A 14,869-nucleotide genomic window follows, 5' to 3' on the forward strand; every position below is an offset into this window, starting at 1 on the left:
GCTACCGGCTGCATGTTTCGAAAGGTTGACAGTACTTCGTTACGGCTCATCTTGTGCTTCCAGTCCAATCTGGCACGCTTGGCACAATGATGCCGTTATCAGGAGGGTGGAGTCCATCACATTAGGGTGGGCCGCTGGTTTGTTTATCGCCCAGATACGGTTTCGGCCACTGGTTTTCGTGCCCCAAAAACAAAAAAGGAGCGCCGATTGCTCGACACTCCTTTTCAAATTCTGGCTCCCCGACCTGGACTCGAACCAGGGACCTGCGGATTAACAGTCCGTCGCTCTACCGACTGAGCTATCAGGGAATTGTGCTGCTCTTCAAATCAAACTTGCGTTCAAGTTCGAAGAGCCAAGATTTTAGAGGACTTTGGCGATTGCGTCAACGACGAGATCGATATTCTTCGAATTCAGCGCGGCAACGCAGATGCGGCCGGTGTCCACGGCGTAGATCGACTCCTCGCGCAGCTTGCCGACCTGTTCCTTGGTGAGCCCCGAATACGAGAACATGCCCACCTGCTCGCGCACGAAACCGAAGTCGCGGCCCGGCGCCTTGGCGGCCAGCTTGTGCACCAGCTCTTCGCGCATCGCCTTGATGCGCACACGCATGCCGGCCAGCTCGTCTTCCCACAGCTGGCGCAGTTCCGGCGTGGACAGCACGGTCGCCACCACCTTGCCGCCGTGGATAGGCGGGTTCGAGTAATTGGTGCGCACCACGCGCTTCAGCTGCGACAGCAGGCGCGCCGCTTCATCGCTCGAGGACGCCACCACCGACAGCGCGCCGACGCGCTCGCCGTACAGCGAGAACGACTTCGAGAACGAGTTCGACACCAGCAGCGGGCCGCCGGCTTCCACGAAGCGGCGCACCACGGCGCCGTCTTGCGCGATGCCCGCGCCGAAGCCCTGGTAAGCCATGTCGAGGAAGGGAACCAGGCCGCCTTCGCTCACGGCGGCGATTACCTGGCCCCATTGCTCCTGGGTCAGGTCGGCGCCGGTCGGGTTATGGCAGCAGGCGTGCAGGACAACGATGGAACCGGCATCCATCTTGCGCAGCGAGGCCAGCATGCCGTCGAAATCCACGCCGTGGGTGGCCGGGTCGTAATAGGTATAGTTGTTGACGATGAAACCGGCCGACTCGAACAGCGCGCGGTGGTTTTCCCAGCTCGGGTCGCTGATGAATACTTCCGCATCCGGCGCGAAACGCTTGAGGAAATCGGCGCCGATTTTCAGGGCGCCGGTGCCGCCGATGGCTTGCACGGTAATTGCGCGCTTCTCTTGAATTACGGCGCTGTCGGCCCCAAATACGAGCTCTTGCACAGCCTTGTCGTACGCAGCCAGCCCGTCGATCGGCAGGTAGGTGCGCGGCGCTTGCTGCTCAATCAACTTCGCTTCCGCCTGCTGTACGCACTGCAACAGAGGCACCTTGCCATTATCGTCGTAATAGACCCCGACACCCAGGTTGATCTTGACCGGATTGGTGTCGGCGTTGAATGCTTCGGTGATGCCCAGGATGGGGTCGCGCGGGGCCATGTCGATGGCGCCGAAGAGGCTGGCGGAGGCTGTGGAAGTCATCGTGATAAACTGAATTGTCGGTGGGTTCGCAGCAGTTGTATAGGACAGCAGCAGGGATGTTGCAGTGCCGCAGGCGGACCCCCATTCTAGCAAAGGTCGGACAACATGGCAGATATATCAGCTGTAAGCGCAGTCGAAACCGGTCCTGAGCCGACTGTAATCACCTACCCGAATTCGCCGTTCAAATTGCACCAGCCCTTCCCGCCGGCGGGCGACCAGCCCACCGCAATCGAGGGCCTGGTGGAAGGCATTGACGACGGCCTGATGTACCAGACCCTGCTCGGGGTAACGGGTTCCGGCAAGACCTACACGATGGCCAACGTGATTGCCAAGGCCGGCCGTCCGGCGATCGTGTTCGCGCCAAACAAAACCCTGGCGGCCCAGCTGTATTCGGAGTTCCGCGAATTCTTCCCGCAGAACGCGGTCGAGTATTTCGTGTCCTACTACGATTACTACCAGCCGGAAGCCTATGTGCCGCAGCGCGATCTGTTCATCGAAAAGGATTCGTCGATCAACGAGCACATCGAGCAGATGCGCCTGTCGTGCACCAAGTCGCTGATGGAACGGCGCGACGTGATCATCGTCGCCACCGTCTCGGCGATCTACGGTATCGGCAATCCGAACGAATACCACAAGATGATCCTGACGCTGCGCCACAAAGATAAAGTGGCCCAGCGCGACATCATCGCGCGCCTGATCCAGATGCAGTATTCGCGCAACGAGATGGATTTCGGCCGCGGCACCTTCCGCGTGCGCGGCGACACCATCGATATCTTCCCGGCGGAACACGCGGAACTCGCGATCCGGGTCGAGATGTTCGATGACGAAATCGAATCGCTGCAGTTGTTCGATCCGCTCACCGGCCGCGTACGCCAGAAGATCCCGCGCTTCACGGTGTATCCTGGTTCGCACTACGTCACGCCGCGCTCGACCGTGCTGCGTGCAGTCGAGTCGATCAAGGCCGAGCTGAAGGACCGCCTGGAAGAGTTCCGTCAGCAGAATAAACTGATTGAGGAACAGCGTCTCGAACAGCGCACCCGCTTCGACCTCGAAATGATGGCCGAAATCGGTTTTACGAAGGGCATCGAGAACTATTCGCGCCACCTGTCCGGCGCCATGCCGGGCGAGCCGCCGCCGACGCTGATCGATTACCTGCCGAAAGATGCGCTGATGTTCATGGACGAGTCGCACGTGCTGGTTGGGCAATTGTCCGCCATGTACAACGGCGACCGGTCGCGTAAAACGAACCTGGTCGACTACGGCTTCCGCCTGCCCTCGGCGCTGGACAACCGGCCTTTGAAATTCGAGGAATTCGAAGGCAAGATGCGCCAGACGATTTTCGTCTCCGCCACGCCGGCCGAATACGAAAAGGCGCATGCCGACAACGTGGTCGAGCAGGTGGTGCGCCCGACCGGCCTGGTCGACCCGGTGATCATCGTGCGCCCTGCCCTGTCGCAGGTCGACGACGTGATGAGCGAGATTAACGACCGTGTCAAGAAGAACGAGCGCGTCCTGATCACTACGCTGACCAAGCGCATGGCCGAGCAGCTCACCGAATACCTGAGCGACCACGGCATCAAGGTGCGTTACCTGCACAGCGATATCGAGACCGTCGAGCGCGTCGAGATTTTGCGCGATTTGCGCCTGGGTACGTTTGACGTGCTGATCGGGATTAACCTGCTGCGCGAGGGCCTGGACTTGCCGGAAGTGTCATTGGTTGCCGTGCTCGATGCCGACAAGGAAGGCTTCCTGCGTTCCGAACGTTCGCTGATCCAGACCATCGGCCGCGCGGCGCGTAACCTGAACGGCGTGGCGATCCTGTACGCTGACCACGTGACCGATTCGATGCGCCGCGCCATCGACGAAACCGAACGCCGCCGCGCCAAGCAGATCGCCTTCAACGAAGCCAACGGCATCACGCCGAAGGGTGTGCAGAAGAAGATCAAGGAACTGATCGACGGCGTCTACAGCAATGCGGCGCAGAAAGCGATGCTCGAAGGCGCGCAGAACGCCGAGGACGCGGCGGCCACGGCCAAGGTCGAGGCTATGAGCGAAAAGCAGATTTCGAAAGAGATCAAGCGTCTCGAGAAGCTCATGGTCGACCATGCCAAGAACCTCGAGTTCGAGAAGGCGGCCCAGGTGCGCGACCAGCTGCATGTGCTCAAGCAGCAGGCGTTTGGGGCGCCGGGGGCGGACAACGTGGTATCGATGCTTGGGAAGTAAAACGAACGGCGCCGGTGGCGCCGTTTTTTCATCGATGCGTAGGGTTTCGTAGGGTGGGTTCTTGAACCCACCCTACCGCTTGAACATCCTCGGATCAAACCTGAACGACCGCGCAATGCTCGACTTCACCTGGTCATACGCATGATGCGCCGGGTTGATCACCAGGTTCACACCCTCCCCCACGATCACCGACGGCACCCGCATGTACAGGTAATCGCGCTTCTTCAGGAAAGCCGTGCCGAACGCGGCCGCGCTGCCGCCATCCTCGAGCGCATCCCAGCCTTCCGGCAAATCTTCCTCCTTCACATCCAGCCCCAGCCCGGGATCGTCTGGCAAGTCGATCGCCACCAGCACCAGCGGCGCCTCGTCGACCTCCTCGGTGTGCACGAATTTTTCCAGCACCGCCAGTTCCACCGTCATTGCTGCATACAAGCCCGGCTGCCCCGCGCTGTGCCAATGCCCGCCATTGTCGCGCGCGCCCTTGCATTTGCGGTCGAGCCCCGCCTTTTCGATTGCAATTCTCCAAGCTCTCATGGGTACTGTTGCATAGCCAAGTAACGGCCTCAGCATACAACGGCCCCCCCTGCCCTGCCGCGCACGTATGCAAGCTGCACGATACCTCAGCGACGGGCCAAAAAAAGAGCGCGAGAGAGAAACAAGCGTAAAAAAACAAGAGCGGCCCGCAGGCCGCTCTCGTTACGCGCTATCGCTATCCGGCCAGGGGCCGGAGCGGATTACTTCTGCTTGCGGCGGCGTGCTGCGCCACCCAGCATCAGGGCGCCCAGGCCCAGCAGTGCAATGCTGGTTGGTTCCGGCACCAGGGCGACCTTGCCGCCGGTTGCGGTGTACAGGAAGTCCTTGTAGCCACCCATGATGATGCCGCCGAAGTAGGTGCCGAAGGTGCCTTCGACCTGGCCGGTGAAGCGGCCGCTGAAGGTGTTGTTCGCAACCAGCATCAGTTCGCCGTACATTTCGATGAACGATGGGCCACCCGAGTCACCGCCGCCGATGCCCGACTCACGGTCGTTCGGCAGCACTGGGGTGCAGACACCGAACTGGGTGCAGAAAGTATCGCGGCCAAGACCGTCGAAGTCGGCGTAGAAGACTTCCTGGTTGCCGCCTTCGAAGCCTTGCTCGTCGTCGAGGTCGATCAGGTCGACGTAGTTCTCGCCGCTGCGCTTGATCGAGAACGATGGGCTGACGTAGTAGCCGTTGACGCCGTCGCCCGAGGTGCCGTAGCCGACCATGGTGATGTGGGTGCCGGCGTTGATCGGGTTAACGGCGACCTTGTAGATCTTGGCGCTGTCCGGCGCGTCCTGGCCCAGGGTGATGACGGCAACGTCATCGTTCACGCAACCGCGGGTGCCGTCCGGGCAGTTGTTGAAGCCCTGGTAGTCCTTGTGGACGGCGACCTGGGTAGCGGTGATGATGTTGGCGGCAGGGTTGGTGTTGTAGTTGCCGTTGCTGTTGAACAGCACGCGCACGTCGGTGCCCGGCTTTTTCAGGTCGACGTAGGTGCCGTTGCCCGTGGTATCAACGCAGTGGCCGGCCGAGACCACCTGGCGCTTGCCTACCAGGGCGCCCGAGCAGATGTAGGATTCGCCGTCGTAACGGATGTTGATGCTGACAACGCCCGAGTACTTCGAGTTCGGGGTGTTTGGATCGACGTGTGCGCCCGGGGTGTCTGGCAGAGCGCCCGAGGTGATGGCCGGGGTCACGATCGAGCCTGGGGTGGCGGCGATCGAACCTGCGTGAGCCGAGCCCATGCCAAACACAAAGCCGGTAGCAACGACAGCACCAGCGATTTTTTTCAACGACAGATTCCGATTCAGCATTTGTTTTCCTTTTAGTTGACTAGATCTTCTCTCACGGACAGTCCCAACTCACCGCGTATAAACTGTTTAGCAGAAACCATGCCAGAAGGAAAATAATGCATAAATTCAATATGTTAGCCACTTAACATATTGGGAATGTATCCTGATTGTAAAAATTTCCGACACTCATTATTGAGTGCCGGAAGCGTTTATTTGCTGTCTTTTACATCGACCAGTTCGACATCGAACATGAGGTTCGCATTTGGCGGAATCGGACCCGAACCGCGCGCGCCATAGCCCAGCGGCGACGGAATGATCAGCGTGCGCTTGCCGCCGACCTTCATGCCGGCGACGCCCTCGTCCCAGCCCTTGATGACCGCGCCCACGCCGAGCGGGAAAGTGAATGGCGCGCCGCCGACCGAGGTGTCGAACTGCGGGCCGCGGCCCTTCGGCGACTTGGGCGCATACAGCCAGCCGGTGTACTTGACGGTGACGGTGCTGCCGCTGGCGGCCTGCTTGCCCTTGCCGACGACGGTGTCGATCTTTTGCAGCTGCATGGCCACAGGCGCGTCGGCCTTGTCGGCCTTGGCTGCTGCAGGCGCCGCTGCAAAGGCCGGTGCGGCTGCCAGGGTACTGGCGGACAGGACCAGGGCCAGGCCCAGGACGCGATGAGGTAAAGTCATGTGGATTGCCTTTGTAGGAATGGTCTGCACGATTGCTCTCTCAGCCGCCGTCTTGCCTGTTGGCATGGGCGACCGTGCGGGCAGTATTCCCTACTCGGGGGTTTCGCACAAGCTCAGCGTTTTGCCGCCTGCACCTGGGCCAGGATGTCGGTCACGCGGCCGAGGTCGGCCGGTTTCACAAGGTGGTGGTCGAACCCGGCCTCGATGGCCTGGCGCTGGTCTTCGGGCTGGCCATAGCCGGTCAGGGCCACCAGCACGGCGCCGCGCACTTCAGGAATGGCGCGCATCTGGCGCGCCAGCGCATAGCCGTCGGTATCCGGCAAGCCGATGTCGAGCAGCATCACCTGCGGCCGATCGCGGCGTGCCCGCACCAGGGCGCCGCGGCCGTCATACTCGACCGCCACGGTATGGCCGAGCACTTCCAGCACCGACCCGAGCAGCTCGGCCGCATCGCGGTTGTCGTCGACCACCAGCACCCGCAGCCCCGCCTGCCGTGGCGCTCCCTGCGCCTCGCCGGCCGGCGCGGCGGCGGTTGTGTCGGCGTTGGCCGCCAGGCGCGGCACGCAGATCTCGAATTCGCTGCCGCGTCCCGAGGCGGCGCGCGCATCCACCGTGCCGCCATGCAGCATGATCAGGCTCTTCACCAGCGCCAGGCCAATGCCGAGCCCGCCCTGGGAGCGGTCCGGGGTGCGCTCGGCCTGGGTGAACAAATCGAAGATGTACGGCAGGACGTCGGGCTCGATGCCGATGCCGTTGTCGGTCACGGTCACCGTCACCCGGTCGCCATGGGGTATCACGCGCAAGGCGATCTGGCCGCCTGAAGGCGTGTACTTGGCGGCATTGTTCAGGATGTTCGACAGCACCTGCACCAGGCGCGTGCGGTCGCCCAGCACCTGCACCGGCTCGCCCGACAGTTCCATCGTCAGCGCATGGCGCCGGGCCTCGATCAGCGGACGCACCTGCTCCAGGGCCCCGGCGACGACCTCGTTCAGGTCCAGCTCTTCCTTCTCCAGCGTCACCAGGCCGCGGGTCACGCGCGACACGTCCAGCAAGTCGTTCACCAGGCTGGTCATGTGCTCGGCCTGGCGCGCGATGATCTCGCTGGCGTTGCGCACGCCCTTGGCGTCCAGCGTTCCCATCTTCAGCAGGTGGGCGGCGGTGGTGATCGGCGCCAGCGGGTTGCGCAGCTCGTGCGCCAGCATCGCCAGGAACTGGTCCTTCTGGCGATTCGCGGCGCGCAGTTCGTCCTCGATGTGCTTGCGCGGGGTGACGTCGCTGCCCTCGACGAAAATGCCGACCACGGTGCCATACGGGTCGCGGATCGGCTGGTAGACGAAGTCGACGTACAGCTGTTCCAGCGGCGCATCCGGCGCCCGCGCCACCTTCAGCGGCACGCCATGGCCGACGAACGGCTCGCCGCTCGTGTACACCTGGTCGAGCAGCTCGAAGAAACCCTGCCCTTCGACTTCCGGCAAGGCGTCGCGCGCCGTCTTGCCGACCAGGTCGCCGCGCCCGATGAGTTCGAGGTAACTTTTGTTTGTGATCTCAAACACATGTTGAGGTCCGCGCAGCACGGCGATGATGCCGGGCGCCTGTTCGAACAGCGTCATCAGGCGTTCGTTTTCTTCCTTGCGGTAGCGTTCGCCCAGCACCTGTTCGGTCGCTTCGACGCAGGCGCAATACACGCCGCCCACCGCGCCGCTGTCGTCGCGCACGGCCGAATACGAGAAGGTGAACCAGGTCTCTTCGTCGTAGCCGTGGCGGTTCATGAGCAGCGGCAGCTTTTCCCACCAGGTGCCCTCGCCCTGCAGTGCGCGCTCGACGATGGGGCCGATATCGTCCCAGATCTCGGCCCAGATCTGCCGGAACGGCGCGCCGAGCGAGCTTGGATGCTTGTCGCCGAGGATCTCGATGTAGGCGTCGTTGTACAGGAAACAGAGCTGTTCGCCCCAGGCCACGAACATCGGGAACTTGGAGTCCAGCATCAGCGCAACCACGGTGCGCAGCGCCTGCGGCCAGCCGGTCGGGTGGCCGAGCGGCGAGCGCGACCAGTCGTGCGCCCGCATCAGCGCCCCCGCTTCGCCGCCGCCGCTGAGGAACATCGGCATGCCCGCCTCGGTGGCGGAAGTCGTCGGGGTGCGCGGGTCGCTCATAGGGTCTGGACGAATTCGCGTATGCCGCCGAGCAGCATCTCGACCGACATCGCGGTCAGGATCAGGCCCATCAGGCGCTCGAAGGCCGTCATGACCTGCGGCCCCAGCTTTTGCTGCAGGCGCTCGGCGCTCAGGAACACCGCCAGCCAGACCACGCCGACTGCCGCCAGGGCCGCCACGTGGACCATGGTTTCCGAGACCGTGTCGGCGCTGAACAGCAGCACGGTGGCCAGCGCCGAGGGGCCGGCCAGGGCGGGAATCGCCAGCGGCACGATGAAGGGTTCGCCATGCTCGCTCTTGCCGAGCACGCCGTCCGGGTGCGGGAAGATCATGCGGATCGCGATGATCAGGAGAATCACGGCGCCGCCGATGCGCAGGGCCACCGGGCTCAGGTGCAGGGCCGCGAGGAAGTGCTGGCCGAAGAACATGAAGACCAGCAGCAGCAGGAAAGCGATCGCGCATTCGCGCACCACGATGCGCGGGCGGCGGTGCAGCGGCGTGTCCTTCAGGGCGGTGGCGAACAAGGGAACGTTGCCGAACGGGTCAGTGACGAGGATGAGGAGGATGAAGGTCTGGAAGAAGCTCTGGGTCATGGTTCTTGTTTTTTTGTGACGTTCCGGGTGACGCGATCGAGGCTTTCGTAACAATCTTAACCGATCTGCACCGAGGGTGTTAGCTTGGTAACGTGCGGTAATGAATGAAGCCAAGAAAAAAGCCAGGGCATCCTGCGACACCCTGGCTTGTTGTCATACGCAATGACATGGTGGCCTAAAGCCCGCTGCTGCGATTACTTCTCGAACTTCTTCATCCACGCCGACAGCTGGTGCGGACGCAGGCCATCGTAGTCTTCGAACGGCTGGTGGATCCACGGGTTATGCGGCAGGTCGTCCATGTGGTAGTCCGGCTTGAAGGCCGAAGTACCCTTGACCCAGATGACGGCCGAGCGCACTTCGGTGACGTCCGGGTAGTTGCCTTGCAGGTGCTCGCGCACTTTTTGCAGGGTCACGCCCGAGTCGGCCAGGTCGTCGACCAGCAGGATGCGGCCGGCCAGCGGGCCCTTGGTCATCGTCATGTACTTGGCGATGTCCAGGTTGCCCTGCTTGGTGCCGGCTTCTTCGCGGTAGGAACTGGTCGACAGGATCGCCAGCGGCACGTCGAAGATGCGCGAGATCACGTCGCCCGGACGCACGCCGCCGCGCGCCAGGCACAGCACCATGTCGAACTTCCAGTTCGATTCATACACTTTCAGCGCCAGGCGCTCGACCAGGCGGTTGTACTCGTCCCAGGAGACCCACAGGTCCTTGTCGGTCGATGCAGGAGTATTCATTCTTTAATCCTATTTTTATATGGTGCTTAGCTTGCAAACGGGTGGCGCAGGACGATGGTTTCTTCGCGGTCTGGACCGGTCGAGACCATGTCGACCGGGATGCCGACCAGTTCTTCGATGCGCTTGATGTAGGCGCGGGCAGCTGCCGGCAGCTCGTCCATTGATTTCGCGCCGACCGTGGTTTCGGTCCAGCCCGGCATTTCTTCGTAGACCGGCTCGCACAGGGCGGCTTCTTCGGCGCCGACCGGGAAGATGTCGACCTCACGGCCGTTGATCTTGTAGCCGGTGCAGAGCTTGAGCGATTCGATGCCGTCCAGCACGTCGAGCTTGGTCAGGCACATGCCCGACACGCCGTTGATCTGGACCGAGCGGCGCAGCAGCGCGGCGTCGAACCAGCCGCAGCGGCGCGCACGGCCGGTGACGGTGCCGAACTCGTGGCCGACGCGCGACAGGTGCTCGCCCACGCCTTCGGCGGTGGTCAGTTCCGACGGGAACGGGCCCGAACCGACGCGGGTGGTGTAGGCCTTGGTGATGCCCATGATGTAGTGCAGCATGCCAGGACCGACGCCGGCGCCGGCAGCGGCGTTGCCCGCCACGCAGTTCGACGAGGTGACGAACGGATAGGTGCCGTGGTCGACGTCGAGCAGCGAACCCTGCGCGCCTTCGAACAGCAGGTGGCCGCCGGCCTTGTGCGCGGCGTACAGTGCCGACGAGACGTCGCCGACCATCGGACGCAGGCGCGGTACCAGGGCCATCGCGTCATCGAAGGTCTTCTGGAAGTCGATCGCTTCGCCGCCCAGGTAGTTCACCAGCACGAAGTTGTGGTATTCCAGGTTTTCCTTCAGCTTCTCGGCGAAGCGCTCTTCGTTGAGCATGTCGGCGATGCGGATGGCGCGGCGCGCCACTTTATCTTCGTAGGCCGGGCCGATGCCCTTGCCGGTGGTGCCGATCTTGTTCTCGCCGCGCTTGGCTTCGCGTGCCTTGTCGATGGCGACGTGGTAAGGCAGGATGACCGGGCAGGCTTCCGAGATTTTCAGGCGCGAGGCCACTTCGATGCCGGCAGCTTCGAGCTTGTCGATTTCGCGCATCACGTCCGGCACGGAAACGACGACGCCGTTGCCGATGTAGCAGGCCACGCCTGCGCGCATGATGCCCGAGGGGATCAGTTGCAAGGCGGTTTTCTGGCCCTTGATGACCAGCGTATGGCCGGCGTTATGGCCGCCCTGGAAACGAACGACGCCGGCCGCATGGTCGGTCAGCCAGTCGACGATCTTGCCCTTGCCTTCATCGCCCCACTGGGTGCCGATGACGACGACGTTCTTTGCCACGTTAGTATTTGACATCACTTAACCTAAGTTTTTGAGAATCCAATTTCCATCTTCGAGGACGAGCACGCGGTCGCACTCGAACTCGTCCTGAACATTATCGTGACCCGGCATGGACTGGATCACGACTTCGCCTGCCTTGCGCAGGTCAGCGATTTTTTCGCGCAGCTCCGGCGCGTTGCCCCAGGGGGCGCGGATCGAATGCTTGCGCTCGGCCGTCGGCAGCAGGCGCGCGAGTTCGCGCAAATCCAGCGAGAAGCCGGTGGCCGGACGGGCGCGCCCGAAGGCCTCGCCCACGTGGTCGTAGCGCCCGCCGCGTGCGACGGCATTCGGCAGGCCCGGCACGTAGAGTGCGAACATGGCGCCGCTTTCGTATTGGTAGCCGCGCAAATCGGCCAAATCGATCGCAACTTGCGCGCGGCCGATGGCGCCGGCGGCCAGCGCCGCCAGTTCGGCCAGGGCGCGGGTGATGCCCGGCAGCGCCGGCAAGACCTCTTTCGCGCGCGCCAGCACCTCGACGTCGCCGTACAAATTCGGCAGCGCGAGCAGTGCGTCGCGGGTAGCGGGGGCGTAGGCGCGGGTCAGCTCGGCCAGGCCGGGCACGTCTTTCGCGCGCAGCAATGCGGTGATGGCGGCTTCGTCTTTTTTCGCTGCCGCGTCTTCATTCAGAAGCGCGCGCAGCACGCCGACGTGGGCCATGTCGAGGCGCACTTCGGTGAACCCGGCCAGCGCAACCGATGCCAGCGCCAGTTCCTGGATCTCGGCGTCGGCTTCCAGGCCGGCGTGGCCGTAGATCTCGGCGCCGATCTGGATCGGCTCGCGCGTGGTGTGCAGCCCCGACGGACGGGTGTGCAGCACGCTGCCGGCGTAGCACAGGCGGGTGACGGAGGCGCGGTTCAGCAGGTGCGCGTCGATGCGGGCAACCTGCGTGGTCATGTCGGCGCGCAGGCCGAGCAGGCGGCCGGACAGCTGGTCGATCAGCTTGAAGGTGCGCAGGTCGGTGTCCTGGCCGGCGCCGGCCAGCAGCGACTCGACGTATTCGAGCATCGGCGGCATCACCAGCTCGTAGCCGTACAGGCGGAAGGTGTCGAGCATCGTGCGGCGCAGATCTTCGATCTTGCGCGCTTCGGACGGCAAGACGTCGGCGATATTCTCGGGCAGAAGCCAGTTCGGCATGGGCAACAGCTAGTGGATTGTTAAGAATGAGGCAATATGGCGCGATCGAACGTGCGAAGTCGGCGCCGAATCGGCAATTTTACCCGAAAATGCGGCGGGGCTGGCGGTTGATGTTGCTCCATGGGCTCGCGGAGTCCGTGTTCCGTTGGCCAAAGTACCGGCCCGGTGCCTCGACCGTACGGTGGGGTGTTTGAGGCGGGGCCTCAAACACGAACGTGCCCACGCGGAAGTACGCGTCGCGTTTGCGCTATTGGAGCCGCCGCTGCTGTGCAGTCGCCAACGGATGCAATGATGCCGCGTTGACGCATCGTTCCGCGTGGGCACGGAGTGCCCACCGTACGGGATCCGCCGCCTCTGTGCGGCGACCACGACTAAAAAAAACGCCGCGGGGTACGCGGCGCTTTTTGCACATGCTGACTGGCTTATTTGCTACCCGGATTCTTGAAGTACTTGAAGTACTCCGAATTCGAGTCGATCACCATCACGTCGCCCTGCGCCTTGAAGCTGGCGCGGTAGGCTTCGAGCGAGCGGTAGAACTTGTAGAACTCGGGGTTCTTGCCAAAGGCTTCGGAATAAATGGCCGAGGCTTTCGCGTCGCCCTCGCCCTTGATCTTCTCGGCTTCGCGGAAGGCTTCAGCCAGGATCACGGTGCGCTGGCGGTCGGCATCTGCGCGGATCTTTTCGCTTTCGGCCGAACCGGTCGAACGCAGCTCGTTCGCCACGCGCACGCGCTCGGCGCGCATGCGGTCGTAGACCGAGTTGTTGATCTGGTCGATGTAGTCGACGCGCTTCAGACGCACGTCGACGATGCCGACGCCGATCTGCTTGGCCTCGGCCACGACCTTGTCGCGCACCGCATCCATCACGCGGCCGCGCTCGCCGGAAATCACGTCGCGCACGGTGCGCTTGGTGATCTCGTCGTTCAGGGCCGCCTTGACGATCTGCGACATGCGGTTGCGGGCGGCGCGCTCGTCGCCGTTGAAGCTGACGTAGTACAGGCGCGGCTCGACGATGCGCCATTTCACGAAGGCGTCGACAAGGATGTTCTTCTTCTCGGACGTGATGAAGCGGTCGGCGTCCGGCGTATCCAGGGTCAGGATGCGCTTGTCGAGATAGATCACGTTCTGGAACGGCGGCGGCAGCTTGAAGTGCAGGCCCGGCTCGGCGATCACTTCGCGCACTTCACCGAGGGCAAAGACGATCGCGAAGCGGCGCTGGTCGACCACGAACACGGTCGAGGACAGCAGCATCAGGGCAATGAAGCCCGCCACGAAAATGGTTACGAGGCGGCTCATTAACGGCTCTCCCTGTCACGTGAGGTATCGCGGCTGCGCGCGTCGCGCTGGCGCACCGCTTCGGTGTTTTGGATGGCTTCCTGCGAGGCCGCGGACGTTTCCTGCTGGCTTGGCACCTGCACCGGACCCGAGTGCGCGCGGCCGACGGCGGCGTCGTTCGCGGCCACCTGGGCCACCAGTTTATCCAGCGGCAGGTACAGCAGGTTGGAACCCGACTTGGCGTCGACCATCACCTTGGTGGTGTTGCTGAAGATCGATTGCATGGTGTCGAGGTACATGCGGTCGCGGGTCACGCCCGGGGCTTTCGCATACTCGGCCACCACCTGGTTGAAGCGCGAGGCGTTACCGGTCGCGTTTTCGATGACCATCGAGCGGTAGGCCGAAGCATCTTCCAGCAGGCGGTTGGCGGCGCCGCGGGCACGCGGGATCACGTCGTTGGCATAAGCCTGGCCTTCGTTGCCGGCGCGGGCGCGGTCCTGGCCGGCCTTCACGGCGTCATCGAATGCGCTCTGCACCTGCTCCGGCGGCTGCACGTTCTGCATGGTCACGTTGGTGATCAACACGCCCAGCTTGTAGCGGTCGACGATGGCCTGCATCATGGTGTGCACATCGACGGCCACCTTTTCGCGGCCCTCGTACAGCACGAAGTCCATCTTGCTCTTGCCCACCACTTCACGCACGGCGGTTTCGGCGATCTGGTGCACGCTGGTGTCCTGGTCGCGGTTGTTGAAGACCCAGGCGACCGGGTCCTTCAGGGTGTACTGCACCGCAAACTGGATGTCGATGATGTTTTCGTCGTCGGTCAGCATCAGCGCTTCGGCCGGCTGCTTGTTGCGCACGTTGTCGCGGTAGCCGATTTCAGCCGTGCGCACTTGCGAGACGTTGACGGTTTCGTGGGCCTGGATCGGGGCCGGCCAGCGCCAGTTGAAACCGGCGCCGGTGGTGTGCGACAGGCGGCCGAAGGTGGTCACCACGCCGACCTGGCCCTCTTGCACGATGAAGGCGCCGCTGGCAAGCCAGATCAGGACGACGATGAAGCCGATCACGGTGGCCGTGATGCCGGCGCCGCGCCCTTCCGAGCGGTACGGCCCGCCGGCGTCGCCGCCGTTGTTGCCGCGCCCGCCGAACAGGCGGTTCAGGCGCGCATTGAAGTCGCGCCACATCTGGTCGAGATCGGGCGGACCTTCACCCGGACGGCGGCCCTCCTGGGCCTTGGGGTCGCGCTTGGGATTGTTGCCCCAGCGTGGATCGTTCAGCGACAGTTTGACGCCGAAACGTTTAAGTAAGGAAACGAGCATAGG

12 protein-coding genes and 1 tRNA gene are annotated in these 14,869 nt (G+C 63.2%); 1 reads left to right on the top strand and 12 read right to left on the bottom strand.

What is annotated here, in order from left to right; all coding sequences use genetic code 11:
- Positions 1-232: 232 nt before the first annotated feature.
- Both QWL29_RS22735 and QWL29_RS22740 read right to left on the bottom strand, forming a co-directional pair.
- Positions 233-308, bottom strand: a tRNA-Asn gene (locus QWL29_RS22735).
- Positions 309-360: 52 nt separating this feature from the next.
- Positions 361-1,572, bottom strand: coding sequence for an amino acid aminotransferase (locus QWL29_RS22740; protein ID WP_305825135.1), 1,212 nt, complete (start codon positions 1,570-1,572; stop codon positions 361-363).
- Positions 1,573-1,677: 105 nt separating this feature from the next.
- Here QWL29_RS22740 and uvrB point away from each other — a divergent pair, with 105 nt between their 5' ends.
- A complete protein-coding gene (gene uvrB, locus QWL29_RS22745; RefSeq protein WP_305825136.1) occupies positions 1,678-3,795 on the top strand; it encodes an excinuclease ABC subunit UvrB in 2,118 nt (705 codons plus the stop codon).
- Positions 3,796-3,867: 72 nt separating this feature from the next.
- Here the strand turns inward: uvrB and QWL29_RS22750 are convergent, their stop codons facing one another.
- The 10 genes from QWL29_RS22750 to hflK all read right to left on the bottom strand — a co-directional run bounded on the left by QWL29_RS22750 (position 3,868) and on the right by hflK (position 14,866).
- Positions 3,868-4,329, bottom strand: a complete 462-nt coding sequence (locus QWL29_RS22750; protein WP_305825137.1) for an RES family NAD+ phosphorylase — start codon at positions 4,327-4,329, stop codon at positions 3,868-3,870.
- Positions 4,330-4,529: 200 nt separating this feature from the next.
- Positions 4,530-5,630 (bottom strand): trypsin-like serine protease, encoded by a 1,101-nt coding sequence (locus tag QWL29_RS22755; protein ID WP_305825138.1) that lies wholly within the window; start codon positions 5,628-5,630, stop codon positions 4,530-4,532.
- Positions 5,631-5,818: 188 nt separating this feature from the next.
- Positions 5,819-6,292, bottom strand: coding sequence for an FKBP-type peptidyl-prolyl cis-trans isomerase (locus QWL29_RS22760; protein ID WP_305825139.1), 474 nt, complete (start codon positions 6,290-6,292; stop codon positions 5,819-5,821).
- 113 nt (positions 6,293-6,405) lie between these two features.
- Complete coding sequence (locus QWL29_RS22765; protein ID WP_305825140.1) at positions 6,406-8,445, bottom strand: hybrid sensor histidine kinase/response regulator; 2,040 nt, start codon at positions 8,443-8,445, stop codon at positions 6,406-6,408.
- Positions 8,442-9,038, bottom strand: coding sequence for a MarC family protein (locus tag QWL29_RS22770; RefSeq protein WP_229438669.1), 597 nt, complete (start codon positions 9,036-9,038; stop codon positions 8,442-8,444). The genes QWL29_RS22765 and QWL29_RS22770 overlap by 4 nt, the downstream gene beginning before the upstream one ends.
- Positions 9,039-9,232: 194 nt before the next feature.
- Positions 9,233-9,772 (bottom strand): phosphoribosyltransferase, encoded by a 540-nt coding sequence (locus QWL29_RS22775; RefSeq protein WP_305825141.1) that lies wholly within the window; start codon positions 9,770-9,772, stop codon positions 9,233-9,235.
- Positions 9,773-9,798: 26 nt separating this feature from the next.
- Entirely contained in the window at positions 9,799-11,115 is a 1,317-nt protein-coding gene (locus QWL29_RS22780) for an adenylosuccinate synthase (RefSeq protein ID WP_305825142.1), read from the bottom strand.
- Positions 11,116-11,118: 3 nt separating this feature from the next.
- Positions 11,119-12,273 (bottom strand): ATP phosphoribosyltransferase regulatory subunit, encoded by a 1,155-nt coding sequence (locus tag QWL29_RS22785; protein WP_305825143.1) that lies wholly within the window; start codon positions 12,271-12,273, stop codon positions 11,119-11,121.
- A 422-nt stretch (positions 12,274-12,695) separates the two neighbouring features.
- Positions 12,696-13,568, bottom strand: coding sequence for a protease modulator HflC (hflC, locus tag QWL29_RS22790; RefSeq protein ID WP_229438673.1), 873 nt, complete (start codon positions 13,566-13,568; stop codon positions 12,696-12,698).
- The gene (gene hflK / locus QWL29_RS22795) at positions 13,568-14,866 is read right to left on the bottom strand and encodes an FtsH protease activity modulator HflK (RefSeq protein ID WP_305825144.1); all 1,299 of its coding nucleotides are present in this window, start codon (positions 14,864-14,866) and stop codon (positions 13,568-13,570) included. Before hflK ends, hflC begins: the two co-directional genes overlap by 1 nt.
- Positions 14,867-14,869 lie beyond the last annotated feature (3 nt).

Origin of the sequence: Massilia brevitalea (assembly GCF_030711405.1) — a bacterium.
In the GTDB taxonomy this organism is placed as follows: domain Bacteria; phylum Pseudomonadota; class Gammaproteobacteria; order Burkholderiales; family Burkholderiaceae_D; genus Telluria; species Telluria brevitalea.